Raw genomic sequence first — 25,242 nt, forward strand, 5'->3', positions numbered from 1 at the left:
TAGGGGGACTTATTCTCTTTATTTTTTGTCAAAATTTTCTCAAAAGGAACTGCACATGGGAATTTACATCACCGCCACAGGACTTTATACCCCACCTTTTAGCATCAGCAACGAAGAGCTAGTCGCTACCTTTAACCAATATGTCGATAACTATAATGCCAAAAATGCCGATGCGATTGCCAGTGGTGAAAAAACGGCATTGGTACACTCTACCGCTGAGTTTATTGAGAAAGCTTCTGGCATCAAATCACGTTATGTCATGGAAAAAGAAGGGATTTTAAACCCAGATATCATGTCGCCTGTGATTCCTTACCGTAAGCTTGGCGAAGAAATGTCTATCATGGCAGAAATGGGTTTAGATGCCCTAAAGCAAGCCGTAGATAACGCTGGGATGGAAGGTAAAGACTTGGATGCGATTATTGTCGCTTGTTCAAACTTCCAACGTGTGTACCCTGCGATTGCGATTGAGCTTCAAAAATATATTGGCATGGAAGGTGGCTTTGCCTTTGATATGAATGTGGCTTGTAGTGCGGCGACTTTTGGTATTGCTCAAGCTGTGGGTCTTATCAAGTCAGGTGTTGCCAAGCGTGTGGCGATGGTGAATATTGAGATTACTTCAGCTCACCTTAACTGGCGTAACCGTGACAGCCATTTTATCTTTGGTGATGTGGCAACGGCGACGATTATTGAGGAATCGGCTGAACCTAAAGGCTATGAAATCTTAGATAGCCATTTATTTACTCAGTTTTCTACCAATATCAAAAATGAATATGGTTTCTTAGACCGTTGTGAGTTTTTGGCGGCTGGTACACCGATGTATCCTGACATTGAAGAGCCTGTTACTGACAAGTTATTCTTACAAGAGGGTCGCAAGGTGTTCCGTGAGGTTTGCCCTGCCGTGTCAAATTTGATTATCGAGTTAATCAATAAAAATGGCGTAGAGCCAAGTGCCATCAAAAAAATGTGGCTACATCAAGCCAATGCCAATATGATTGATTTGATATTGCGTACGGTACTGGGCAAAGAGGCGGATAAGTCGATTGCTCCGACTGTACTTGCAGAGTATGCCAATACCAGTTCGGCAAGTCCGATGATTGTTTTCCACAAACACCAAGAGAATATGCAATCAGGTGATTTGGGGGTGATTTGCTCGTTTGGGGCAGGTTACTCGATTGGTAGTGTGTTGGTAAAAAAAGTTTAATCTAAAATTCACCGCATGAAACCCATGCAAAATACCGCAAATTATGGCAAAATAGACGTTTTTATTTTGCCATTTTTATTGCCTAAAAGCTGTATAAAATTTTATGAAAGAATCCCTACGTTTTCGCCTTGACCAAATGGTTGACCGTTTTGAAGAAGTCACCGCCTTACTCTCTGACCCTGACACCATCAGCGACAACAAAAAATTCCGTGAATTGTCCGTTGAACATAGTGACTTGACCGAAATCACCGAAGTTTGGCGACGTTATACCCAAGCCGAGGCTGATATCGTGACGGCGGAAGAAATGCTTTCAGACCCTGATATGAAAGACATGGCACAGGACGAAATCGACACTGCCAAAGCCACCATCAATGAGCTTGAAGACGTACTCAACGTGATGATGCTCCCCAAAGACCCGAATGATAAAGTACCTGCGTTCCTTGAAATCCGAGCAGGGACAGGCGGTGACGAGGCGGCGATTTTTAGCGGTGACTTGTTCCGTATGTACGAGCGTTACGCCCAAGCTCAAGGCTGGCAAGTCGAAGTGCTGTCTGCCAATGAGGGCGAACACGGTGGCTACAAAGAAATCATCAGCCGAGTGTCTGGTACGGGCGTGTATGGTCGCTTGAAGTTTGAGAGTGGGGCTCATCGTGTGCAACGTGTCCCAGAAACCGAAAGCCAAGGGCGTGTGCATACTTCGGCTTGTACCGTTGCTGTGATGCCAGAAGTCGAGATTGACGACACGGTGGAGATTAACCCTGCTGATTTGCGTGTCGATACCTTCCGTGCGAGTGGGGCAGGTGGTCAGCACATTAACAAAACCGATTCTGCGGTGCGGATTACCCATATTCCGACTGGCACGGTGGTCGAGTGTCAGCAAGAGCGTAGCCAACACGCCAACCGTGATAAAGCCATGAAGATGTTGGTGTCAAAAATCCAACAAGAAAAAGTGCAAAAACAAATCGATGCGTCTAGTGATATGAGACGTAATTTGGTGGGTAGTGGCGACCGTTCGGAGCGGATTCGTACTTACAATTTTCCGCAAGGGCGGATGACTGACCACCGTATCAATTTGACCTTGTATAAACTGGATGCGATTATGCAGGGTGATATGGATGAGTTGCTCGACAGCCTACTGCGTGAACATCAAGCTGATTTGATGGCGAGTGTCAGTGGGGAAGAATAAGCTGAGTGGGGAAGCGTAGTTTCAGTGTTAAAGAATGATTTGTTATTTTCCCTTTTTGGGAATATAATTTTATGGTTGTTTAAATTAGCAATAAGACAGTTTGGTAGGGGCGTATTGCATACGCCCAAAATTTTTAAATCTCATTTCTGATTTAATTGATTATATTTTAATCAACTTATGTCAATATTTGATTTGGATTGTAGGGCGGGTTTTGTTCATGCGAGTGATTGCTAAACGTACGTTACGCAATTTTTGGGAGCAGAGTGGTCGAGAAGACTCCCAAGCCCCACTTGAGGCATGGCATGATATTGTTTTAAAGTCTGATTGGAAAACCCCTCAAGATATCAAAGATATGTTTAAAAATGCCAGTATCGTTGGTAATAACCGAGTTGTGTTTAATATTGCAGGGAATAAATATCGTTTAGTGGTGGAGATGCAATATCAAATAGGCATTGTGTGGGTGAAGTTTTTAGGCACACACAATGAATACGATAAAATTGATGTGGAGACAGTCAATGACTATTAAACCCATTCGTGATGACAATGACTTAACCCAAGCTTTTATGCAACTTGAGCCAATTTTTCAAGCGAGCGAGGGTACGCCAGAAGCAGATGAGCGTGACATATTACTGACCTTGATTGAAGCCTATGAAGCCAAACATTATCCTATCAATCATGCCGACCCTGTTTCGGCGATTGAATTTCAGATGGAGCAGTTAAATCTTGAGAAAAAAGATTTAGAACCCTTTTTGGGCGTGCCGAGTAAGGTTTCAGAAGTGTTAAATCGTAAACGTAATCTTAGTTTGACGATGATTAAGCGATTACATCATGGTTTAAATATTCCTTATGAAAGTTTGATTACCTAAAGTTAGTATAGAGATAAAATCATGGCAAAGTTTTTAAATACCAGTGGCACGACTTACCACCTTGAGGAATTGATAAAAAAAGCCTCGGATAGGCTGATTTTGATAAGTCCTTTTTTAAAATTAAATGACCGTATCAAAGAGCTATTGGAAGATAAAAATCGTCTAAAAATTGATATTCGTATCATTTATGGTAAAAGTGATTTACAACCTGAAGAAATTAACTGGTTAAAAAATTTAGATTTTGTGCGTACCAGTTTTTGCAAAAATTTACACGCAAAATGTTATCTTAATGAAAACGAAGCCATTATTACCAGTTTAAATCTTTACGAATTTAGCCAAGTCAATAACAATGAAATGGGTGTGTTGATTAGCCGTCAAGATGATAGCCAACTGTACCATGATACTTACGAAGAAGTGCAACGTATCATTCGCATTAGTGATGAAATAAAAGTATCTGCTGAAAAGCCTCAAGCGATTGCCAACCCAGTTGCACCTAATGTTGTTGTCGATGATAAAGTTGAAGCATCACCAACAACGAAGAAAAAAGTTTATGATAAACTGACAACATCGAAATTAGCCGAAAAATTGGGTATGGCAACGCCAGAGTTTACCACTATTTTAGAGCAGTTGGGCTATGTAGAAATGAAAGGTAAAACACCGTTTTTGACCGATAAAGGCAGAGAAGCAGGTGGTGAGTTAAAAAAAGGTCAATATGGCTATTTTATCATTTGGTCGGTGGATATGAATATTTCCATTGAAGAAGATAAAAATACTAACGTATCATGGGCGGATAAATTGTTAAAATTATTTCAATTTTAATAAGGAAGAGCAATGGAACAAGTCATCACAGTACAACAAGCTCAAATGAATTTGCCAAGTATCATTCAGCAGGTTCAAGCGTTAGGGCAACAAAATATCACCATTACCGATAATAATGGGTTGGCGTATAACCTCACCGTGTCAAAAAAAGAGCCAAGCAAACGCAAATTAAATGCGGGTTTTATGCACACAGAAAGCAGGATTAATCGAAATGCAGGTTTTTTAAATGCTAACCCTGCAAATACTGCTATTCCCGATGATTTTGACCGTATGTATGAAGATGAAATCTATGCCTTGTTTGCTGGGGAATATGATGAAAGTCCTCGTTGATAGTCATATTTTACTTTGGCTTGGTAAAAATCAATTAACGGATAAAGCCAAAAAAGCAAAAGCATTATTTGATTGTTCGGATTATACTTTTTATTTTAGCTCAGTCAATTTGTGGGAAATTGCGATTAAAGCATCTTTGAGTAAGCCAGATTTTGATATTGTTGTGGAGGAGTTGGAGCAAGGATTGCTAAAAAGTGGTTTTTATCAACTTTACATTGATAATAAACACATTTTTGAAATCAAGAATTTGCCCCATATTCACAAAGACCCTTTTGATAGATTGTTAATTGCTCAAGCCAAAGTGGAATGCTTTCATTTTTTGACCGTTGATGAAAAGATTTTGCAATATGGCTATGATTTTGTGATTGATGCCAGTTAGATTTCTAAAGATATTGATTTAGCGTGATAGTAACGCTTTTTATTTTTTGTATGCCTGTTTTAAGGAAAACTCATGTCAAACCAACCGCAAGAAAACCAAGCAACCGAAGAAGTCCAAGACGTAAACGAGTTAATCAAACAACGTCATCACAAACTTGACTTAATCAAACAGTCAGGCAAAAATCCCTACCCAAACCAATTCAGACGTAACCACTACGCCCAAGACCTCCAAGACCAATACAAAGACTTGGACAAAGAAACCCTAGCCAACCAAGACAAAATCACCGTCAACGTGGCAGGGCGTATCATGCTCAAACGTATCATGGGTAAAGCCAGCTTTATCACCCTTGCCGATATGAGCGGACGTATCCAAGCCTACGTCAGCAAAAACGACTTGGGCGATGCTGTGTATGACGATTTTAAAACCTTTGACATCGGCGACATTGTGGGCGTAACAGGCTATCTATTCCGCACCAACACAGGCGAATTATCGGTTCATGCCACCGAAGTACAGCTATTGACCAAATCACTGCGTCCATTGCCAGACAAATTCCACGGCTTGAGCGATACCGAAAGCCGTTACCGTAGCCGTCATTTAGACTTGATGACCAATGACGAAAGCCGTAATGCCTTTATTGTCCGCAGTAAAGTCATCGCAGGGATTCGTGAGTTTATGTTGTCTGAGCGTTATATGGAAGTCGAAACGCCGATGATGCACGTCATCCCCGGTGGTGCGGTGGCTCGTCCGTTTGTCACGCATCACAATGCGTTGGATATGCCGTTGTTTTTGCGGATTGCCCCAGAATTGTACCTAAAACGCCTTGTGGTTGGCGGTTTTGAGCGGGTTTTTGAGATTAACCGTAACTTCCGTAACGAAGGCGTGTCGGCTCGCCACAACCCAGAATTTACCATGATTGAGTTTTACCAAGCCTATTCGACTTACGAAGATGTCATGGATTTGACAGAACGTATGTTTAATAAATTGGCAATGGATATCTTAGGCACAACCGAACTTGAGTATCAAGGCGAAGCGATTAGCTTTAAAGCCCCATTTGAGCGGTTGCCGATGACCCAAGCGATTGCCCGTTATGCCGAAAATTTTGACATGAGCAAAGTCGCTGACCGTGATTATCTAGCGGATTATGTCAAAAATGTGCTAAAACAAGAAGTCAAAGACATCTTTGGTATCGGCAAACTACAAACCATCGTATTTGAAGAAACCGCTGAACATCAGCTACGCCAACCGACTTTCGTCACCGAATACCCAGCGGAAACCTCACCGTTGGCACGCCGTAATGACGAAAATCCAGAGATTACCGACCGTTTTGAGTTGTTTATCGGTGGGCGTGAAATCGCCAATGGCTTTAGCGAGTTAAATGACCCAATCGACCAAGCCGAGCGTTTCCAACAGCAAGTTGCCGAAAAAGATGCAGGCGATGATGAGGCCATGCACTATGATGCGGAGTTTGTCGAGGCGTTAAGCTATGGCTTGCCACCAACCGCAGGCGAGGGCATTGGCATTGACCGTTTGGTGATGTTGTTTACCAATGCACCGAGTATTCGTGATGTGATTTTGTTCCCACATATGCGAAGAAAAGACTAAATTTTATTTGGGTTTTGATAAAAACTGGGCAAAATGTCCAGTTTTTTTATGCCAAGTTAAAAATCTGTATCACAAGATACATTTTGATTAAAAAAAACCAATTTATCAGTGTTTGGCTAATGTTACAATAACCGCTTTACGCCAATTTGAGCATTTTTATACGCATCACACTGAGAATTTTATGGCTGACCAATTACCCACCCAATCCAATCCAAATCCATCCGCCCTAGACCCATCTAATTTGCCACCCAGTTATCGCAAGCCAAATGGTTTTTTGTTGCTATTGCCGTGGTTGTTGTTGGGCTTGTTGTTATTGGTGGGATTTTGGGCAATGACACAGGGTAAGATGAGTTTTAATCCTAATAAAAAAGTTGATAAAACCACTGCCAGTCAAACTGTTAATCCTAATTGGCAACCACCAAAGCCTGAACCAGTGCCAGCCCAAACCCTCAAAAATGGTCAAGACGTGGTGTCCTACCATGATGCGGTAGCAGTGGCGGCTCAGTCAGTGGTCAATATTTATACCACCCAAAAAGTCGCCCAACATCCCTATATGAATGACCCTGCAATGAAGCGTTATTTTGAGTTTCATGGCATTCCGCAAGAGCAGGACAGTACCAACCTTGGCTCTGGGGTGGTGATTTCGCCAGATGGCTATATTGTTACCAATGCCCACGTGATTTCGCAAGCGGATAATATCGTGGCGGTGCTAAATGATGGGCGGAAAGCCACAGCAACGGTAATTGGGGCTGACCCAGAAAGTGATTTGGCAGTCATCAAGGTCGATTTAACAGGGTTAAAACCACTCGGTTTTAAGCAAGAGGCGACCCAAGTCGGTGATGTGGTGTTGGCGATTGGTAATCCGTTTGGGGTGGGGCAGACCGTGACGCAAGGGATTATTTCGGCAACTGGACGTACAGGGCTTGGTATTAATATGGTGGAAGATTTTATCCAAACCGATGCCCCCATTAACCCCGGAAATTCTGGCGGTGCGTTGGTCGATGCACATGGGCAATTGGTCGGTATTAATACCGCCATTTTCTCACGGTCGGGCGGTTCGATGGGGATTGGTTTTGCGATTCCCACGGCAATTGTCGAACACGTGATGAATAGCATTATCAAAGAAGGTAAGGTACGCCGTGGTTGGCTGGGTATTGAATTGGCAGGTGGTATCAAAGACCCCACCAGTCTAGCGGAGAATAAAGCCGTTGAAGTGATGAACGTCTTGCCTGATAGTCCGTCTGCCAAAGCAGGTTTGCAAAAAGGCGATGTGGTGCTTTCTGTGGATGGGCAAGCGGTGACTGATGCCAATGCCTTGATTCAGATGGTGGCACGCAAATCGCCCAATAGCGTTATCCAACTGCATATCAAACGTGGCACGACCGAAATGGATGTGCCTGTGACTTTGGGTGAGCGTGAACCACAAAAAGCCTTAACACCGATGAGCGATGGCGGTATGGGTGGTGAATTTGAAGGGCAATCCATGCAAAATGACCCCAATAGACAATTACCACCAGAATTATTGGAATTATTTAAACGCTAGAAAATATTTCCAGAGTATGTTCAAAGAATCATGCCAAACCTAATCAATGTCATATTGTAGGGGCGTATTGCATACGCCCAAATTGATAGTTCTTATTCGAGGGCGTAAGCCTTGCGAAGCAGTGCTTCTCACCCATGACTTTGATTGTTGGTTGGATATTAGCCCAGTTCACCCCCCAGCCAACGTCAAGCTTCTTCCTCCATCCACTGCCAACACCTGCCCTGTGATATAAGGGGCAGTTGCCAAAAATACCACCGCTTGGGCGATGTCCTGCGGTGTGCCAATCCGTCCCATCGGAATCCGCTGACAAATTCGCTCGATATCGTCTGCATTTAGGGCTTGTTCGGTATCGCTTTCTGGTAGGATATTTACCCCCGGAGCGACCCCATTGACACGCACTTGCGGTGCAAGCTCCAATGCCAACGACTGCACCAACATTTGATGAGCCGATTTTGCCATATTATACAGGCTATAGCCGACAAACGGACGAGCATTGGCATGAATATCCAAGATGCTGATAATACAGCCTTGTGAGGTTTGTAATTGAGGTAATAGGGCTTGGGTTAAAAATAAGGGGGCTTGGGCGTTAGAATCCATCAGATTTTGCCAATCGGTTTGGGTGATTTGCCCTAATGGGGTCGGATAAAAACGTGAGGCATTATGCACCAAAAGATCCAACCGCCCAAACTGGGCGATGATGGTTTTGGCAAGCTCGGTAAGGGCATCAATGGCTTGTAAATTGCCTTGTACAAGGGTGGCAGACTGGGGGCGGATATGGTTTAGCGTATCGGCGAGGCTTTGGGCTTCGGTATGACTGGCTTGATAATGAATGACGATGTTAAACCCTGCTTGGTGCAGGGCTTCGACAATGGCTTTGCCAATTCGCCTTGCTCCCCCTGTGACACAGGCGACACGAGAGCAAGGGGGTGAGGGTGATAATGGGTGCATGGTTAAAATTTATCGAAATTTAACCAATTGTTCTGTATCTGCTACACTATCAGTATTGGGTAACTGATGCGGATAATGGTGGTCATGCCCGATGTCACAGTCTTCAGACTCTTTTTTTGGGCGATGAATGTAGCCTGTGCGTTCCTCTTGGGGCAAAAATTCATGTTCCCACACCATCACCGCCTGCATGCAAGTATGACGTTGTTCTTCGGTTAGCATTGTGCCATTTTCCCATTTACCAAGGGCGATGGCGGTGCGAAATTTTTCGACAACCTCTGGGGTTAATGCTGATAAAATCGTTTGTTTATCCATATTTATTACCTCGGTCTAAACAAAAATTTATGTGGTTGTTATTGTTCAACAAACGCACGTTCTACCACATAATCCCCTGTTCCACCCATGCGTGGTGAGGCTTTTAGACCAAATTCATCCAGCATGATGGCAACATCTTTATTCATTGATGGGCTACCGCAAATCATCGCACGGTCATCGATTGGATTGATTGGTGGTAAGCCGATATCTTCAAATAATTTGCCAGATTTCATCAAGTCAGTCATGCGACCTTGGTTGCGAAATGGCTCACGAGTGACAGTGGGATAATAAATCAATTTATCTTTGACAAAATCTGCCAATAGTTCGTCTTCAAATAGGCTTTTTTCAAACATTTCACGGTAGCCCAATTCGCTGACATACCGCACACCATGCACCACGATGACTTTTTCAAAGCGTTCATACGCTTCTGGGTCACGAGCCAATGATAAGAAGGGGGCAAGCCCTGTGCCAGTAGCTAGCATATACAGATGTTTTCCGGGATTTAAGTCATCAAGCACCAGTGTACCTGTGGGTTTTTTGCTAATTAGCAATTTATCACCAACTTTGATATGTTGCAAAATCGAGGTCAAAGGGCCGTCTTGGACTTTAATGGAATAAAATTCCAATTCTTCATCATAATTTGGGCTGGCAATCGAATACGCACGCATTAAAGGCTTGCCATTGACTTCCAATCCAATCATAGCAAATTCACCATTACGAAAACGCAACCCATCATTACGAGTGGTCTTTAGGCTAAATAAGGTATCATTCCAGTGATGCACATAAGTGACGGTTTCTTCATAAAACTTTGACATGGTATTTCGCCCTAACAATGATGATAAAAATTTCAAAAAATTGTGTGGCGTATGATAGCAAATTTTTTGTCATTTTTCAGTCAAAACCTCGGCTTTTCTCACAAAAAAATGGCATAATAAAAGTTAAAAATATGATATAGCGTTTTTTATGCACAATCCATACGATACCTTGACCTTGCCGATTATTGGCTATCTTCGTTCACCGCTGACCCAAAAATTTGGTACGCCCAGACAGCCGAATTTGGTGGCGGTGGAAGCGGTGATTGAGATTACCAAGCCTTTTGCTGACCCCAACGCCTTTGATGGCATTGAGCAGTTTAGCCATTTGTGGTTGATTTGGCAGTTTCATCAAAATCGTGTGGTAGGCAATGCCAAAGATAAGTTTCGTCCGCAAGTGCGTCCGCCACGGTTGGGTGGTAATGAAAAAATTGGCGTATTTGCCACTCGCAGTATGTACCGCCCTGCCAATATTGGCTTGTCCGTGGTGCAATTTAATCGCCTTGAAGCAGATGATAAGGGTGTTCGCCTATATGTGTTAGGGGCGGATATGGTCGATGGCACGCCCATTATCGACATTAAGCCGTATTTGGCGTATAGCGATAGTATTGCTAATGCCACCAGTGGTTTTGCCCAACAACAACCCACACCAAAGCCTGTGCAACTCAGTGAAGATGCCAAACAACAGCTGGAACAGCTCATTCAAACCAAACAGTTAACCTTAGCTGATGTTGAGGTCATTACACAATTAATTGCCCAAGACCCTAGACCTGCTTATCGGCAACAGGAAGTGGGGCAAGATTTTGTGATGCGATATGGGCAATGGGATGTGGGGTTTATGTCAAATGCAGAACAACAATTGGTGATAAAAAATTTGTTGGCGATTTGATTGGATGGTGTTTTGTCAGCCTAATCAATAGCTATTCTCATTTGCTATTTGATTATTGCTAAAATATTGCAAATACACAAAAATCTTCACAAAAAGCCTTAGAATTCATGGCTTTTTTATCTGACAGTCACACAAATTTTGAGTATGATAAGCACCATAAAATACGCTATGTGTAGCCATTGATATTGAGGCTACAGTTGATTTACTGATTCAATTAGGAATAGTCATGTCTTACGTCAGATTACCTCGTGTTTCTCAGTCTATAGTTTCCAAATGTTTATTAGCCGTTACGACCTTATCAGCGAGTTTGGTGAGTGTAGCTGCACCGCAAAGTCCAAATGCCACCATTGCCATTGATATGTCTGGATTAACCACCACCAAAGAAGAAGTGGCAGTGTTGCAAGTGCTATCAGAAATTTGTCCTGCGATGCTCAATCCTGTGCAACAAAAAAGCTTTAACAAAGCCTATAATATCGAGCTAAAGCGATTGATGCCAACCATCAGCGACCCACGCACGGCAGTACAATATTTATCCACCCAACAAGATTATAAAGCCATCTTAAATGACACACGCCAATGGACGTTAAGTTATTCTAAAGAAGATAATAAGCAACTGTGTCGAGAACTAGCAACCGCAAAATACTAGTATCTAAAATATATCGAGCCTTTTAGTCACCTAAAAGGCTTTGTTTTTTATGGGATAAAAAATCCAAAAACACATGATAAAGAATTGATTTTAAACTTTATTGTTGGGCGTCAATTTGATAAGATATGTGAATTTTGTGGGTCAGTGATACTGACATTTATGGTTAATTATGATAAGTAAAGGGACAAAATTATCTTATAACATTCAACCTCGTAGCGTGGGTTAGCAAAGCGTAACCCACGGAAAATTAGATTATAATTTAAATTTGTTCATTTACTTAGTCATTTAAATAAGCCGTAAGACAGTTTGGAAGGGGCGTATGGTATACGCCCAAAATTTTTAAGTCTTATTTCTGATTTATTCATTATCGTATTTTTAGCATTGAATTTTTTCTCACCTAGCGTAACGAGTAAGTGACATGACCGCCAGCGTTTTTCCCCAATTTAATACCTTTCCCCATCACATTAGACGAATCGCCATGCCTTTGGTCGCTGTGCTAGCATTGTCCAGCCATGTGGCTCACGCTAGCATTGCACCGCCTGAATTGGATAATTCAGCCTATATTTTAATGGATTATGACACAGGCACGATATTGGCTCAAAAAAATGCCAATCAGCCATTTCCGCCTGCCTCTTTGACCAAGATGATGACCAGTTATATCATCGAGCAACGCCTATTAGCTGGGTCGTTAAAAGAAAATGAACCTGTACTGATGACCCCAGAAGCGTGGTGTAAAGGCACAAGCGAAGAGTCATGTATGTATGTGCCTGTCAATAAATCTGCCCCTGTGATTGATATGCTTAAAGGTATTATCATCCAGTCAGGTAATGATGCGTCAAAAGCGATGGCACAGCACATTGCAGGCAGTGAAGGGGCTTTTGCTGACTTGATGAATCAAGAAGCCAAAAAAATTGGCATGACCAATACGCATTTTGTCAACCCAACAGGCATGCCTGCTCAAGGGCATCAAGCCTCAGCACAAGATATGGCAAAACTTGCCCAAGCGATTATCAAAAATAGTGGTAAATATTACCCAATTTATCGCCAAAAAGAATTTACCTATAATGGCATTACCCAAGGCAATCGCAATGCGTTGTTATTCACAGACCCCACGGTCGATGGACTAAAAACAGGGCATACCTCAGAAGCGGGCTATTGTTTAGTATCATCGAGCAAGCGTGGGGATATGCGGTTAATCTCGGTGATTATGGGAACAAAGAGTATGCAACAGCGTGCTGACCAATCACGCAATTTGCTTAATTGGGGATTTGGGCATTATGCCACCAAAGTCGCCAGTCCAGCCAACAAAGCCTACGGTAATATCGCTGTCAATTTTGGGGCAGTCGATAGTGTTCCAGTCGTTACCCAAAGCAATTTACAAGTATTATTGCCAAAAGTGGATCAAGATAAAGTCAGTACGGTGGTAGAATTACCTAAGCAAGTCAATGCACCCTTGACCCAAGGACAAGCGGTGGGCAAAATCATTGCGGTGGTGGATGGTAAGCAGGTGGCTTCCGTGCCATTGGTGGCTCAAACGGCTGTGGAACAAGCAGGTTTTTTTAAACGCATGTGGCAACACGTGGTAGTGTTTTTTAAGAATTTATTTTAACTGGGTCTGGGTTAAGATAAATTATAAACTGTTGATATTAATATCATTTAAATCTCCCCCAATCCCCTCTTTACGAAAGAGGGGGCTATACCTTCATATATAATATGATTTTTCGTGGGTTACACCTCGCAAGACAAGCCTAGCGAAGTGTTTAGTAGGGGCGTATCGTATATGCCCAAAGTTTTCAAAAAAATCTATACTCCCTATCTATCATACCAAATACTGCAAAATATGTTTGAGGTATTCGTTTAAATCAAAAGAAATCTCCGATTCAGCGATTGCCTCTGCATAATCTACGCCCACGCTTTTTAGATTTTCAACATCGATATCACTCAGTTGTGACGGTTGATAGTAGCGTACAATGAGAATACGGTGTTGCTCTTCTTGTAGGCGTAAGTTTTTGACGAGTTTTAAGACTTTTTCTTGACTGACAAGATAGGAAATCAGTAGCATATCGGTATTATGCTTTAATAGATAATCCAATAATAAATCTGGGTCATTAAATCCTTTAAATGTACCACCTGCTTGTTTTAGACGCTGGGCATTTTGTAGGATGGTGTCATCTTCATACCAAACGGCAAAGCTTTTATCTTTCAGTAAGTTACGATCGTAATTGGTTTTCCAATCATCTAAGATAAGCGATAAATTGATACTTGTGCCTTCATCAACACGACTGGTAAGGGTGATTTGCCCATTGATTAGCTCTGTGAGTTTTTTAACCAAAAATAGCCCCACGGTGTCTTTATTCACACTGTGTTTAATTTCAGGGTTGATTTGGAAAAAGGGTTCAAACACTTGCTGTTGATAGTTTTCGGCAATGCCAATCCCTGTATCTTGCACCTCTAATGCCCAACGGATGGTTTTTTCGAGGTGTTGGAGCTGAGAAATAATGGTCACACTACCCTTGTCAGTAAAACGGATAGCATTTTCGACCAGTGATGAGAGAACCAAGCGAATTTTCTGCACATCCCCTTCTAGTACATAGTCGGCATGATAGACTTTTGCGATGAGTAGTAAGTTTTTATCATTCGCCATGACTTGAAATTTTTCAATGACATCGCTAATTAGGCGAGAAGGGCTAAATTGTGCTTTTTCAATATTTGCTTGCCCTTTTTCGATTCGATTAATTTGAATAATCTGATTAAGCTTAGAGTTGAGGTCGGCTGTTCCTGTGCTGATGATGTCAAAGGCATCTTTTTGTTCATTGCTAATATATTGGTTTTTGAGCAATTGTAACCCTGCCTCAATACGATTCAAAGAGATTTTAAACTCATGGGTTAGGGTGTTTTGAAAGCTAGAATGGTGCGAAATTTGGCGAAGCTCTTCTTCCCTTACCAGTTGTTTTTCGGTGTTGAGTTGCTCAATTTGATGAAGGCTCATTTTTTGTTTGCTAATAAGATGCCATAACGCGTGTTCAAACACCCATATCCCTTCGTTGCTTTTGGGTGCTAAATCCTCATTGGTTAAGCTGATGGATTCATCTTGTAAAATTCGGTGACTTAGACTTTCTAAATAAGGTAGACGTTTGATGCTTTTTTTTACTGTAGCTAAAATAAAAGCTAGCATAGCAATTGATAAGACAATAATCAGTGAAAAAGCAGGTAAGTTGTTTTTTAGCCAAGTATAACGCACAGTTTGTAAGTTGAGGGTGATGTTAATATAGCCGATTAATTGCTTGACGGCAGTATTATCGGTGGGGGTGGCAGATTGTTCAATAAAAACAGGCTCACTAATACCTTGATATTTTTCAAGAAAAATATTCTTAAAGCTCATGATGCTGGTCGTTGCTTTGGGTGTATTGGTGGGAAAAAACATGATACTTTCGATTTGGGGGGAGTGAGCCAAGGTGGCTTCGACTTGATCCGAAATCAATGTAGTATTTTTAATAGCAGCTGTTTTAGCAAGCAGTTGCCCTGTGTGTTGGGTTATGGCGACCTCATATTTAATGGTGTCGGACAGACTGGTATAAATATAAAGACAAGAGCAAGTAAACAAAATTAGTAAGAATGGCAATATAATAAAGCGTCTTGCCAAAGCTTGGTAATTGAGTGAACTGGTCGCCATACAGGTGCTTCCATTGGGTTAGGGTGAAAAGTTGTCTATGAATTTATTAGCGTTTTTTATCCCGTTTTCTAAATTTTTGTACCTCTCGGCGTTTACGTTCTTTTTGGGCATCGGTCAAGGTATTTTTGCGATTGGCGTAGGGGTTTTCATTTTGTTTAAATTCCACACGCACAGGCGTACCTTCGAGTTTGAAGACTTTACGAAATTCGTTTTCAAGATAACGGCGGTAGCTGTTAGGTACTTGGCTGGTTTGGTTACCATGAATCACGATAATCGGTGGGTTGTGTCCACCAAGGTGGGCAAATCGTAGTTTGATACGTCTACCACCGACCATAGGCGGTTGGTGAGCGGTGACGGCATCTTGTAGAATTTGGGTCAAGCGACTGGTCGAAATGTCAAACATTGCCGAATCATAGGCTTTATGAATGGAGGGATAAAGATTACCCACGCCTGTGCCATGTAAGGCAGAAATTAAGTGAAATTTGACATAAGGAATAAAATTAAAGCGTCTATCCATCTCGATTTTCACAAAGTTCTTTTGGTCTTGGTCAAGCCCGTCCCATTTGTTAATCGCCACCACCATGGCACGACCTGCTTCGAGGGCATAGCCGAGTAAATTCAGGTCTTGGTCGGCAATGCCTTCTTGGGCATCAATCACGATGATGACCACGTGGGCATCTTTGATGGCTTGTAGGGTTTTGATGACCGAAAATTTTTCGACTTTTTCGTCAATGCGTCCACGACGGCGTACCCCTGCGGTGTCAATCAATACATAATGGCGACCGTCACGCTCATACGGAATATAAATACTGTCACGAGTCGTACCCGGCATATCAAACACCACCACCCGCTCTTCACCGAGTAAGCGATTGACAAGGGTGGATTTGCCAACATTGGGACGACCGATAATGGCAATACGTAACCCTTCTGGGGCTTGTTCTTCTTGGTCTTGGGTTGGCATATTGGCAGTCAATGACTCCAATAAATTGCTCATGCCTCGTCCATGACTGGCAGACATCGGAAACGGCTCGCCAAAGCCCAATTCAAAAAACTCATTCACAGTGGCTTCATGCACGCCATCAATTTTATTGGCGACCAAAAATACAGGTTTGCCAAGGGTATGCAGTTGTTTGGCAATAACCTCATCCGCCCCTGTGATGCCTGCACGAGTATCCACCACAAACACGATGATATCCGCTTCGTGAATGGCTGTGTGCGATTGGTGCGACATATAGTCATCAATCGTGCCATCGCCATCATCCATCTCGCCAATACCGCCAGTGTCAATGACAATAAATGACTTATCCTCAAACGTGGCGTCGCCATATTGACGGTCACGAGTCAGCCCTGCCAAATCCGCCACAAGGGCTTGGCGACTGCGAGTGAGTTGGTTAAATAGTGTGGATTTACCCACATTTGGGCGACCAATGAGGGCGACAACAGGCTTCATACGCTGGTAATTCCTAAAAAATAATCAATAGAATTTGATAAACCCAACATCGTCTAGCAATGTTGGGTTGGTGTCAAAAATGGGGGTATAGGTAGCATCCCTATATATGCTGTGTAGTTTACCAGTTTCGGGGTGGATTTGCCAAATATAGTTAAAACTATTCAAAAATGACTTCTGCACCGTCCGCAATCGTGCCATACAATGCCAACGCATCCCAATTGGTCAAACGCACACAACCATGAGATTTTTGTTGACTAATCATTTCAGGTTCGGGTGAACCATGAATGCCAAAGCTTTTTTTGGATAAACCAATCCATACACGTCCTACAGGATTGTTTGGGCCGGGCGGTAGCACTGAATCTTTATTAGAAAAATCTTTATTATACGTGGGGTTAATGACACGGTTGATGACTTTGAGCGTACCAGATGGTGAAGGGGTGTATTGGCTACCAACCGTGGTCGGATAGCTTGCCACCAATCTGCCTGTTTTATCATAGGCATACAATAAATTGCGTTTTTTATTTGCCACAACCTTGGTGATTTCGGTCATGTTAGGCTGGTAAGGGTTATAAACTGTGATGGTATTACCCACTTTTAATGGCGTGTCAGGATTTAGTTGACTGAGCAAGCTTCGGCTCATGTGGAAGCGTTCTGCCACTGCCTCACGCACACTGGTATATTGCATCCCTTTGGTATGATAAGGAATATGTACATCATCTTTGGTTAATGTGTAATTAATTAACACAGGTTGTTGATTCAATTTTTCATCGCTGGTCAACGCTTTCCATGTCGCCTCATCCATTTCGCTAGTGACTGCTAGATTGTGCTTTTGTTGAAACACATTCATGGCTTTGATGACATTTCGGCTCATTTTACCATTGACTGCACCCACACCATGATTATGCCAATTTAGCAAGGCTTGAATTTTGATAATAGTGGCTTGGTCCAGTTTGGCAGGAAGCTTTTTGGTGATTTTAGTATTATCAACCGATACAGGGCTTACGGATGAGGCTGGCGTGGTGCTTGCCAAATTGGTGGATAACTGATTGGATGACGTGTTGGCGAAGTCATTGGCGGTTGATGCAGACTGGCTGGCGGTCATGCTGTGTATGAGGTCGGATGAATCGCCCCAACTGGCTTGATTGACCGTTTGGGCAAAACTCGGTAAATTATCAGTGGTATAAGGAATCTCTGGCAAAGCGTATGCCAAACGCACCTCGATAGGGCTAGTCCCAACAAACTGTTGACTGACATTAGGACGCAACACGGGGACAGGTGTAGAAGCGACTGTAGAGGCAGGTGCGGATGCAGTTGTGTCACTTGTTAAGGTGGATTTATCGGTATCTGAGCGTTGGCAGGCAGTCAGCGTCAAAGGTAACGCCATACATAATAGTAACAGAGAAGAAGATTTGGTAAACATGGGTGAAAAAAATGGCATAAGTGAGCTGGTTAACCTTGATATCTGGGGCATTCACACGACAAAAGAGAGAAAAATAGTTTAATCAAAAGGGGGTAATATAGCAGAATAATACCCCCTTTGCTTAAGCATTTTTGTCATTGCCATAAAAGAAATGTGCAAGATTTGTAAATCGCCCTAAGCTTACTTCGCACGCCCTGTACTCAGTCCCGCTTTACCATTGGCAATCAACACATGAGCGATGACTTGCCACGCTGATAGCTTGGGATTCGGGCGTTTGCCACGACCAATAAGAGCCATTTGCATCATATACCATTCCATCTCAGCCACTGAGCGGAATAGCTTATCGACCTTTTTTACACCAGTTTTAATCGGTGGCGTTTCAAGCGTCTTGTAAGTGCCGTTGGCGATTTGATTGGGTAAATCTGGCATAATCGCCAGTGGGCGAGCGATACCGATAAAGTCCAATTCTTTGCTTTCTAACGCTTCATTCATGGCTGATTCTGAGCGGAAGCCACCTGTGACAATCAAAGGTACATCACTGACGGCACGGACTTTTTTGGCATAATCAAGGAAGAAAGCTTCACGCTGTTTGGTACTGTCTTTTGCTTGCATCATGGCAGGGCTTTCATAGTTACCGCCAGATACTTCAATAAAATCAATACCTAGCTCCGACATTTTGGCAATCACTTGCACTGAGTCATTTTCATCAAAACCGCCTTTTTGGAAATCAGCAGAATTGAGCTTTAGACCGACCAAAAATTTATCCGATACTTTGGCTTTGATGGCGTTAAACACTTCGACCAAGAAACGCATACGGTTTTCTAGGCTACCTCCCCATTGGTCGGTACGCTGATTGTGATGCGGTGATAAAAATTGGCTAATCAAATACCCATGTGCGCCATGAATTTGCACACCGCTAAAGCCTGCTTGCTCGGCAAGTTCGGCAGTGGTGGCGAAGTCTTGGATGATTTGCAGAATTTCTTTTTCTTCTAACGCTCGTGGTGGATTGATAAAGCTGTCCATACCTCTGAGTGGTACGGCACTTGGGGCGACTGGCGTGTCATTCACGGCTTTTGGTGATTGCTTGCCTGCGTGGTTGATTTGCATAATTAATAAGGTATCGTTTTGTATGCCTGCAATCGCCCACGCTTTTGCCATTGCCAAATCAGACGGTTCAAGCACCACATCTTTGGGTGAGCCTTTGCCTTGCTTGGATACCATGACATTGCCTGTCAGTAGCACGCCAGTACCGCCTTTCGCCCATGTGTCATAGAGTTTGACCAGTTCGCCAGAGATACGGCTACGTTGCGATAGTTGTTCTTCCATCGCTGATTTGAAAAAACGGTTTTTGGCGGTGATGCCATTGTTAAAGGTAAAGGGGGTAAATAACATATTGTTTCCTATGATTTAATTTAGTGAATATTGATTTTTTGGGCAACTAATCGTCATTGAATTGGCTAGTTGGAGTAATTTTTCGGTGGCATCATGCATGGCAATGCTATAAAACCGCTCTTTACCAATCTGCTCAACGCTGACTGTACCAGCCCCAAGCATGATTTTGAGATGATGCGACACCGCAGGGCGTGATAAGTGCAACTGCTCAGTAAGCTGATTGACATTCATCGTGCCTTGTTCAAGCAATAACTGCAAAATCTTATGGCGGTTTTCGTCTGATAGCACCACAAAAATCGGGATGCAATCTTTCATTAATGACATGGTGGCTTGGGGCATAAAATTGCACCTTATTTAATCGGTTTCTAGCGTGGTTTAAATGAGAAATAAGACAGTTTGGTAGGGGCGTATTGAGTACGCCCAAAATTTTAAAGTGTTATTTCTGATTTAATTCACTATAATTTAATGGGTTTATATGTTTAAAAATTTAAACGCATTATAAGTGTCAGTTTGCAAATTGTCAAAATAAAAAAACCGCCGTAATGTAAAAAATGGTAAGTTTATTTTGTGATTTTCAAAATCTCCCCTAACTGCCTCTTGATAAAATAGGGGCTATACGCCTCGCATAGATGCGGTTTGGGTAAAAAAAAGTCCCCCTTTGAAAAGGGGGATTTAGGGGGATTAAAACTTAAAAGTGAGTGGTATTTATATTAACCCGTATTCCTCAACCCTTGTGCAATACCATTAATGGTCAAATGCACTAAGTTCAACGCTGACGTATAAGCACTTTCATCATCAAAGGTTTGGGTACGAAGTTCTTTTAGCAATGCCACTTGTAGCCAATTTAACCCATTCAAATATGGCAAACGCAATGCCAACGAACGTGCTAACGAACGGTTATCATCGAGTGGTGTTTGTTGGTCGGTGAGTTGGAGCAGGGCGTTTTTACTACGTTCATATTCTGCCACGATTTGCTCAAAAATCGCTTGAGCTTCTTGCTTGTTGTCCGCCAATTCGACATAGGCTTGGGCAATGCTGATATCGGTTTTTGCCATTACCTGTGCCATATTCGATAGCATGGCGTGCATAAAGGGCGTGTGTTGGGCATTGTGTTTGAGCTTGGCAAGGTTGTCTGGATTGTCCTTAATTAAGGTTTCCACTGCTGTGCCAAAGCCATACCACGCAGGCAACATCAAGCGATTTTGCATCCATGAAAATACCCACGGAATCGCTCGCAAGTCTTGAATGCGTGCCAAGGTCTTGCGACTGGCAGGGCGAGAGCCGATATTTAGACTGGCGATTTCTTTGACCAGACTGGTCTGCAAAAAGTAATCAATAAAATACGGTTGGGTAATCAGCGAGCGATAGCTGTCAAAGGCTTTGGTCGATAGCTCATTCATCAAGTCAGTATCTGGGCTTTGATTGTCTTGTTGATGGCTGACCAAACTGGCTTTTAGCGTAGCAGCAATCAAGGTTTCCAAATTCCGCTCGGCATTGCCTGCATCGGCATATTTGGCGGTGATGACTTCGCCTTGCTCGGTGATACGGATTTGCCCTGCCACTGACCCTTCTGGCTGTGCCAAAATTGCCTCAAATGACGGGCCACCACCACGACCCACGCTACCGCCACGACCGTGGAACAGGCGAAGCTGAATGGCGTATTTTTCGGCAAGTTCGACCAGTTGTACCTCGGCTTGGTACAGCGACCATTGGCTGGTGACATAGCCACCGTCTTTATTACTATCCGAGTAGCCAAGCATGATTTCTTGCAAATTATCACGGCTGGCAATCATGGCTTTATACCAAGGTTTGTCAAGCAATTCACTCATCACACGAGTGCTATTTTGCAAGGCTTCGATGGTTTCAAACAACGGTACGATATTTAAACGGCTAATCGGTTGACCGTTTTGAATGGTCAATAGCCCTGTTTCTTTCAGCAATAACGCCACTGCCAAAATATCGCTGACTTGTTCGGCATTTGAGATGATGGTTTGGTTAATGGCGGTTTCGCCAAAGCGGTTTTTGATATCGGCAGTCGCCTCAAAAATCGCCAATTCTCGCTGGGTTTGCTCATCGTATTTGACATACGGATTATACAGTGGGCGAGCGGTGGCAAGCTCACGCAATAGCACACGTTGGCGAGCGGTTTCGGACAATGACAAATAATCTTCAAGGTCAGCGTGTTTAAACAAATCATGCACGGTTTCGGCATGAATCCCTGCATATTGGCGTAAATCCAACGGCATGAGGTAAAAGCCAAATACTTCTACCGCTCGAATTAAATCGGTCAAACGCTCATTGGCAAGTAGCTCACTACCATTATCGACCAACGAATCATACACCGCATATAAATCTTGCAAAAATTCCTCTCGGTCAGCATACGGCTCACTTAAGCCAAAACGACAACCAAAATGCAAATCGAAAACATGTGAAGTCGCTACCAAACGTGACGAGATAAAGGCAATCGCTCGGCGATACGGCTCTTCTTCTCGTGAAATATCTTCTTCAAGGGATTGAGCCGACAATGCCAATACCGCCTCACTGACCTTGACATGACGAATTGACAAGGGTAATTCTTGATACAGTTTGCCCAATTGGTCACGATAAAAATAAAACACCGTCGCCGATTGGCGTTTAAACGCATAGCGAAGCGTATCGGCAGACACAAACGGATTGCCGTCACGGTCACCACCAATCCAACCGCCAATGTTTAGCAAATTGGGTAATTCAACTTCGCCAAAGCGTTCTTTAAGTTGATAATCTAACTTTCGATATAGGCTCGGAATCGCCTCAAAAAAGCTCAAATCAAAATACGCAATGCCATTATCAATCTCATCTTTGACGGTGATTTTAAAATGCCGTGTTTCGTTGGTTTGCCATTGGGCGAGTAGGGCGGTTTCTAGTTGTTCTTCGATACGTTGGCGTTGATAACCGACTGCGGTATGATATTGCTCCAATAACGCACGGATTTTGCGATGAAGCGATAAAATCGTTTGGCGTTGTACCTCGGTTGGGTGAGCCGTCAACACCGCACTGACATGGGTTTCATCGAGTTGTTGTTGTACTTGGGCATCGGACAAGCCTTGTTGTTTGAGTTCGTCCATCACATACGCAAAGCTACTTTTTGACGCTGACTCGTCCTGCTCATGGGCGAGGCGGCGGCGTTCGTGGTGCATATCTTCAGCGATATTAAACACTTGGGCAAACAATCCACAAGCACGAATCAAATTTTTGCGTTGTTGATGGTTTAAGGTCGGCAAAATCGCTTGAATGGTGGTCTGTGGATTTGCCCCATCCAGCAACGCATCAATGGTTTGTTGCACAGGGGTCGAGGTCTGACCAGCCAACATTTTTAACAAAATACGGCTTAATAACTGGGTGTCTTCTAATAATGGCAAATCTTTATCATTGTCCAGTAGATGGTCAAGCGTGGCATGGCTGTCAGTGTTGGTCATCACATTTCCTCTGTGTTTTGCTTAAATTAAAAAAAATTTATCATAGCATAAATCTATCAAAACGCTTGAGAATAGTTGCAGATTTTCTCAAAAAAATGGTTATACCAATGCAAAAAAATCGTAGCCATCAATTTGAACGGTAAAATCTATAAATAAACCATGAATATACCTTGACGCTGTATAAGGCTTTTGTTATATTTTAAAAACGATACACATCGTATCATTTAATATCCTAAATATTTTATGATAAATTCATGGAATGAGTTTATTTTCAAACCTGTTTTTCACCATCCAATCTGCTAAGGACAGCGTATGACATTCACCGAACTTCACCAACAATCCCTCAATGACAAAGCCACCTTTTGGGGTGAGCAAGCCAAACGTATCTATTGGCATAAAGAGCCTACCCAAATTCTTGATGACAGCAATCTACCCTTTGCCAAATGGTTTGTCGGTGGCGAAACCAATCTTTGCTATAACATGGTTGACCGTCACCTTGAAGACCGTGCCGAGCAGGACGCATTTGTGTGGATTTCGACCGAAATTAACGAGCAAATGACCGACAATTATCCCAATATTGTTAAAGCCTTCAAAGCCCTTGGCAACCCTGTCGAGCTATACACTGACTATGCCAAACGCCGTTTGACCTACAATGACTTATATAAAGAAGTCAATTACTTTGCCGATGTGCTACAACGTCAAGGCGTGGGTCGTGGTGACCGTGTTGTGATTTATATGCCGATGATTCTTGAAGCGGCGTATGCCATGCTTGCGTGTGTGCGTATCGGTGCGATTCATTCTGTAGTATTTGGCGGTTTCGCCTCTCATAACTTAGCTGTTCGTATGGACGATGCTGAAGCCAAAATGGTGATTACCGTGGATGCAGGTCTGCGTGGTGGTAAGCTGATTAACTACAAAAACTTGGTGAATAAAGCCGTTGAAGAAGCCAAAGGCAATACCAAAGTGCTAGTCGTTGACCGTGGCATCATGCCGTTTGAAGCCATACAAAGTGACAAGCAACAAGACATTGATTATGCCACTGAGCGTGCGATTAGTGTCGAAAACAATGCCAAAGTACCTTGTGTATGGTTAGAATCAAACGAGCCATCGTACCTACTTTATACCTCTGGTACGACAGGTACACCAAAAGGTGTGCAACGTGACACAGGCGGTCATGCGGTTGCCATGACTACGGCAATGGACTTGATTTATGATGGTAAAGCAGGCGAAACCTTCTGGGCAATCTCAGACATCGGCTGGGCGGTAGGACATTCGTTTACCATTTATGCACCGTTATTGGCAGGTATGACCAGTATCATGTATGAAGGCTTACCTACCATTCCGAACCCAGGGATTTGGTGGCGGATTGTCGAAGCCAATAAGGTCAATATCCTATTCACCGCACCGACTGGCGTGCGTATGCTTCGCAAACAAGATGAAATGTGGATGAGCCGTTATGACATCTCAAGCCTAAAATCATTCTTCTTGGCAGGTGAACCACTCGATGAGCCGACCGCAGAATGGCTAACAGGTCATATGGGTGTGCCTATTCTTGACCACTACTGGCAAACCGAAACAGGCTGGCCTATCCTAAGCCACGCCCCTAAATTTGCCAATGATGCTGACCATAAGCCACACAAACAAGGCTCACCGGGGTATCCGATGTTTGGTTTTGATGCCCAAGTCATCAACGAAGCAACAGGCGAACCTTGTCAACCGAATGAAAAAGGGATGTTGATGCTTGCATCACCCTTGCCACCGGGTTGTTTAAGCACGGTTTGGCGTAATGATGAACGCTTTATCAATGGCTATTTCTCACTGCTTGATGGTAAACAATACTCAACCTCTGACTATGCAGTGATTGATGAAAACGGCTACTACTATATCTTAGGGCGTACCGATGACGTAATTAACGTGGCAGGACACCGTCTTGGTACAAAAGAAATCGAAGAGGCGATTGGACATCACCCAGAAGTGGCAGAATCTGCCGTAGTCGGTATCCATGATGAACTCAAAGGCGAATTACCGATTGCCTTCTGTATCCTTAAAAATCACGAGTTGGTGGAAGATACCGAAAACCGTTTCCGTATCGAACAACAAATCGTGGGTGAGGTCGCAAGACAATTAGGGGCATTGGCAAAACCTGCTGCTGTGTATTTCCCGAAAGCCTTGCCAAAAACTCGCTCGGGTAAAATCTTACGCCGTTCGATTAAGGCATTGGCAGAGGGCAAAGAAACAGGCGATATGAGTACCCTTGATGATCCATCAGCGATTGATGCGGTGAAACAAGCGATTGCGGATTATTAATTTTTTAAACAA

General features: G+C 43.1%; 22 protein-coding genes. 13 read left to right on the forward strand and 9 right to left on the reverse strand.

Annotated features, from left to right (window positions below; genetic code table 11):
• Nucleotides 1-55 precede the first annotated feature (55 nt).
• The 9 genes from ACK1U4_RS00375 (at nt 56) to ACK1U4_RS00415 (ending at nt 7,926) form a co-directional block, all read left to right on the forward strand.
• Entirely contained in the window at nt 56-1,201 is a 1,146-nt protein-coding gene (locus tag ACK1U4_RS00375) for a beta-ketoacyl-ACP synthase III (protein WP_419399706.1), read from the forward strand.
• A 103-nt stretch (nt 1,202-1,304) separates the two neighbouring features.
• On the forward strand, nt 1,305-2,387 hold the full coding sequence (prfA, locus tag ACK1U4_RS00380; protein ID WP_419399707.1) for a peptide chain release factor 1: 1,083 nt from the start codon (nt 1,305-1,307) through the stop codon (nt 2,385-2,387).
• A 217-nt stretch (nt 2,388-2,604) separates the two neighbouring features.
• Nucleotides 2,605-2,913 carry a type II toxin-antitoxin system HigB family toxin gene (locus ACK1U4_RS00385; protein ID WP_419399708.1) on the forward strand — a complete coding sequence of 103 codons (309 nt, stop codon included), beginning with the start codon at nt 2,605-2,607 and terminating at the stop codon, nt 2,911-2,913.
• The gene (locus ACK1U4_RS00390) at nt 2,903-3,253 is read left to right on the forward strand and encodes a helix-turn-helix domain-containing protein (RefSeq protein ID WP_419399709.1); all 351 of its coding nucleotides are present in this window, start codon (nt 2,903-2,905) and stop codon (nt 3,251-3,253) included. Before ACK1U4_RS00385 ends, ACK1U4_RS00390 begins: the two co-directional genes overlap by 11 nt.
• A 21-nt stretch (nt 3,254-3,274) precedes the next feature.
• Nucleotides 3,275-4,072 carry a phospholipase D family protein gene (locus ACK1U4_RS00395; RefSeq protein ID WP_419399710.1) on the forward strand — a complete coding sequence of 266 codons (798 nt, stop codon included), beginning with the start codon at nt 3,275-3,277 and terminating at the stop codon, nt 4,070-4,072.
• 12 nt (nt 4,073-4,084) lie between these two features.
• Nucleotides 4,085-4,402 (forward strand): hypothetical protein, encoded by a 318-nt coding sequence (locus ACK1U4_RS00400; protein ID WP_419399711.1) that lies wholly within the window; start codon nt 4,085-4,087, stop codon nt 4,400-4,402.
• The gene (locus ACK1U4_RS00405) at nt 4,386-4,781 is read left to right on the forward strand and encodes a type II toxin-antitoxin system VapC family toxin (RefSeq protein WP_419399712.1); all 396 of its coding nucleotides are present in this window, start codon (nt 4,386-4,388) and stop codon (nt 4,779-4,781) included. Before ACK1U4_RS00400 ends, ACK1U4_RS00405 begins: the two co-directional genes overlap by 17 nt.
• Nucleotides 4,782-4,853: 72 nt before the next feature.
• Nucleotides 4,854-6,383 carry a lysine--tRNA ligase gene (lysS, locus tag ACK1U4_RS00410; RefSeq protein WP_419399713.1) on the forward strand — a complete coding sequence of 510 codons (1,530 nt, stop codon included), beginning with the start codon at nt 4,854-4,856 and terminating at the stop codon, nt 6,381-6,383.
• 181 nt (nt 6,384-6,564) lie between these two features.
• Nucleotides 6,565-7,926, forward strand: a complete 1,362-nt coding sequence (locus tag ACK1U4_RS00415) for a S1C family serine protease (protein ID WP_419399714.1) — start codon at nt 6,565-6,567, stop codon at nt 7,924-7,926.
• 168 nt (nt 7,927-8,094) lie between these two features.
• Here ACK1U4_RS00415 and ACK1U4_RS00420 read toward each other — a convergent pair whose 3' ends face one another.
• Genes ACK1U4_RS00420 through ACK1U4_RS00430 form a run of 3 tightly spaced genes read right to left on the reverse strand, consistent with a single transcriptional unit; the run spans nt 8,095 to nt 10,001 of the window.
• Nucleotides 8,095-8,874 carry a pteridine reductase gene (locus ACK1U4_RS00420; protein ID WP_419399715.1) on the reverse strand — a complete coding sequence of 260 codons (780 nt, stop codon included), beginning with the start codon at nt 8,872-8,874 and terminating at the stop codon, nt 8,095-8,097.
• Between the two features lie 9 nt (nt 8,875-8,883).
• Nucleotides 8,884-9,186 carry a YeaC family protein gene (locus ACK1U4_RS00425; protein WP_419399716.1) on the reverse strand — a complete coding sequence of 101 codons (303 nt, stop codon included), beginning with the start codon at nt 9,184-9,186 and terminating at the stop codon, nt 8,884-8,886.
• Between the two features lie 38 nt (nt 9,187-9,224).
• Nucleotides 9,225-10,001 carry a ferredoxin--NADP reductase gene (locus ACK1U4_RS00430; RefSeq protein WP_419399717.1) on the reverse strand — a complete coding sequence of 259 codons (777 nt, stop codon included), beginning with the start codon at nt 9,999-10,001 and terminating at the stop codon, nt 9,225-9,227.
• A gap of 148 nt (nt 10,002-10,149) precedes the next feature.
• Here ACK1U4_RS00430 and tsaA point away from each other — a divergent pair, with 148 nt between their 5' ends.
• The 3 genes from tsaA to ACK1U4_RS00445 all read left to right on the forward strand — a co-directional run bounded on the left by tsaA (nt 10,150) and on the right by ACK1U4_RS00445 (nt 13,142).
• On the forward strand, nt 10,150-10,887 hold the full coding sequence (tsaA, locus tag ACK1U4_RS00435; protein ID WP_419399718.1) for a tRNA (N6-threonylcarbamoyladenosine(37)-N6)-methyltransferase TrmO: 738 nt from the start codon (nt 10,150-10,152) through the stop codon (nt 10,885-10,887).
• A gap of 226 nt (nt 10,888-11,113) precedes the next feature.
• The gene (locus tag ACK1U4_RS00440) at nt 11,114-11,533 is read left to right on the forward strand and encodes an MCR_0457 family protein (RefSeq protein WP_419399719.1); all 420 of its coding nucleotides are present in this window, start codon (nt 11,114-11,116) and stop codon (nt 11,531-11,533) included.
• A 478-nt stretch (nt 11,534-12,011) separates the two neighbouring features.
• Nucleotides 12,012-13,142 (forward strand): D-alanyl-D-alanine carboxypeptidase family protein, encoded by a 1,131-nt coding sequence (locus tag ACK1U4_RS00445; protein WP_419399917.1) that lies wholly within the window; start codon nt 12,012-12,014, stop codon nt 13,140-13,142.
• Between the two features lie 210 nt (nt 13,143-13,352).
• Here the strand turns inward: ACK1U4_RS00445 and ACK1U4_RS00450 are convergent, their stop codons facing one another.
• The 6 genes from ACK1U4_RS00450 to ppc all read right to left on the reverse strand — a co-directional run bounded on the left by ACK1U4_RS00450 (nt 13,353) and on the right by ppc (nt 22,923).
• On the reverse strand, nt 13,353-15,206 hold the full coding sequence (locus ACK1U4_RS00450; protein WP_419399720.1) for a sensor histidine kinase: 1,854 nt from the start codon (nt 15,204-15,206) through the stop codon (nt 13,353-13,355).
• A 46-nt stretch (nt 15,207-15,252) separates the two neighbouring features.
• On the reverse strand, nt 15,253-16,656 hold the full coding sequence (gene der, locus ACK1U4_RS00455; protein ID WP_419399721.1) for a ribosome biogenesis GTPase Der: 1,404 nt from the start codon (nt 16,654-16,656) through the stop codon (nt 15,253-15,255).
• A 157-nt stretch (nt 16,657-16,813) separates the two neighbouring features.
• Nucleotides 16,814-18,094 (reverse strand): L,D-transpeptidase family protein, encoded by a 1,281-nt coding sequence (locus ACK1U4_RS00460; protein ID WP_419399722.1) that lies wholly within the window; start codon nt 18,092-18,094, stop codon nt 16,814-16,816.
• A gap of 162 nt (nt 18,095-18,256) precedes the next feature.
• On the reverse strand, nt 18,257-19,468 hold the full coding sequence (locus ACK1U4_RS00465; RefSeq protein WP_419399723.1) for an NADH:flavin oxidoreductase/NADH oxidase family protein: 1,212 nt from the start codon (nt 19,466-19,468) through the stop codon (nt 18,257-18,259).
• 15 nt (nt 19,469-19,483) lie between these two features.
• Complete coding sequence (locus ACK1U4_RS00470; RefSeq protein WP_419399724.1) at nt 19,484-19,807, reverse strand: ArsR/SmtB family transcription factor; 324 nt, start codon at nt 19,805-19,807, stop codon at nt 19,484-19,486.
• Between the two features lie 371 nt (nt 19,808-20,178).
• Nucleotides 20,179-22,923, reverse strand: coding sequence for a phosphoenolpyruvate carboxylase (gene ppc, locus ACK1U4_RS00475; protein ID WP_419399725.1), 2,745 nt, complete (start codon nt 22,921-22,923; stop codon nt 20,179-20,181).
• Nucleotides 22,924-23,235: 312 nt separating this feature from the next.
• Here ppc and ACK1U4_RS00480 point away from each other — a divergent pair, with 312 nt between their 5' ends.
• Nucleotides 23,236-25,230, forward strand: coding sequence for a propionate--CoA ligase (locus ACK1U4_RS00480; RefSeq protein WP_419399726.1), 1,995 nt, complete (start codon nt 23,236-23,238; stop codon nt 25,228-25,230).
• The last annotated feature ends 12 nt before the right edge of the window (nt 25,231-25,242 follow it).

It is taken from the genome of Moraxella sp. TY6 (assembly GCF_048551375.1).
Lineage (GTDB): Bacteria > Pseudomonadota > Gammaproteobacteria > Pseudomonadales > Moraxellaceae > Faucicola.

Bases quoted from the DNA above. Each gene is read 5' to 3' on its own strand.
- ACK1U4_RS00430 (WP_419399717.1), bottom strand. From the start codon at position 10,001: ATGTCAAAGTTTTATGAAGAAACCGTCACTTATGTGCATCACTGGAAT.
- ACK1U4_RS00395 (WP_419399710.1), top strand. From the start codon at position 3,275: ATGGCAAAGTTTTTAAATACCAGTGGCACGACTTACCACCTTGAGGAA.
- prfA (WP_419399707.1), top strand. From the start codon at position 1,305: ATGAAAGAATCCCTACGTTTTCGCCTTGACCAAATGGTTGACCGTTTT.
- ACK1U4_RS00405 (WP_419399712.1), top strand. From the start codon at position 4,386: ATGAAAGTCCTCGTTGATAGTCATATTTTACTTTGGCTTGGTAAAAAT.
- ACK1U4_RS00465 (WP_419399723.1), bottom strand. From the start codon at position 19,468: ATGTTATTTACCCCCTTTACCTTTAACAATGGCATCACCGCCAAAAAC.
- ACK1U4_RS00470 (WP_419399724.1), bottom strand. From the start codon at position 19,807: ATGCCCCAAGCCACCATGTCATTAATGAAAGATTGCATCCCGATTTTT.
- lysS (WP_419399713.1), top strand. From the start codon at position 4,854: ATGTCAAACCAACCGCAAGAAAACCAAGCAACCGAAGAAGTCCAAGAC.
- ACK1U4_RS00385 (WP_419399708.1), top strand. From the start codon at position 2,605: ATGCGAGTGATTGCTAAACGTACGTTACGCAATTTTTGGGAGCAGAGT.
- ACK1U4_RS00375 (WP_419399706.1), top strand. From the start codon at position 56: ATGGGAATTTACATCACCGCCACAGGACTTTATACCCCACCTTTTAGC.
- ACK1U4_RS00460 (WP_419399722.1), bottom strand. From the start codon at position 18,094: ATGCCATTTTTTTCACCCATGTTTACCAAATCTTCTTCTCTGTTACTA.
- ACK1U4_RS00420 (WP_419399715.1), bottom strand. From the start codon at position 8,874: ATGCACCCATTATCACCCTCACCCCCTTGCTCTCGTGTCGCCTGTGTC.
- ACK1U4_RS00415 (WP_419399714.1), top strand. From the start codon at position 6,565: ATGGCTGACCAATTACCCACCCAATCCAATCCAAATCCATCCGCCCTA.
- ACK1U4_RS00425 (WP_419399716.1), bottom strand. From the start codon at position 9,186: ATGGATAAACAAACGATTTTATCAGCATTAACCCCAGAGGTTGTCGAA.
- ACK1U4_RS00390 (WP_419399709.1), top strand. From the start codon at position 2,903: ATGACTATTAAACCCATTCGTGATGACAATGACTTAACCCAAGCTTTT.
- ACK1U4_RS00450 (WP_419399720.1), bottom strand. From the start codon at position 15,206: ATGGCGACCAGTTCACTCAATTACCAAGCTTTGGCAAGACGCTTTATT.
- tsaA (WP_419399718.1), top strand. From the start codon at position 10,150: ATGCACAATCCATACGATACCTTGACCTTGCCGATTATTGGCTATCTT.
- ACK1U4_RS00445 (WP_419399917.1), top strand. From the start codon at position 12,012: ATGCCTTTGGTCGCTGTGCTAGCATTGTCCAGCCATGTGGCTCACGCT.
- ppc (WP_419399725.1), bottom strand. From the start codon at position 22,923: ATGACCAACACTGACAGCCATGCCACGCTTGACCATCTACTGGACAAT.
- der (WP_419399721.1), bottom strand. From the start codon at position 16,656: ATGAAGCCTGTTGTCGCCCTCATTGGTCGCCCAAATGTGGGTAAATCC.
- ACK1U4_RS00440 (WP_419399719.1), top strand. From the start codon at position 11,114: ATGTCTTACGTCAGATTACCTCGTGTTTCTCAGTCTATAGTTTCCAAA.
- ACK1U4_RS00480 (WP_419399726.1), top strand. From the start codon at position 23,236: ATGACATTCACCGAACTTCACCAACAATCCCTCAATGACAAAGCCACC.
- ACK1U4_RS00400 (WP_419399711.1), top strand. From the start codon at position 4,085: ATGGAACAAGTCATCACAGTACAACAAGCTCAAATGAATTTGCCAAGT.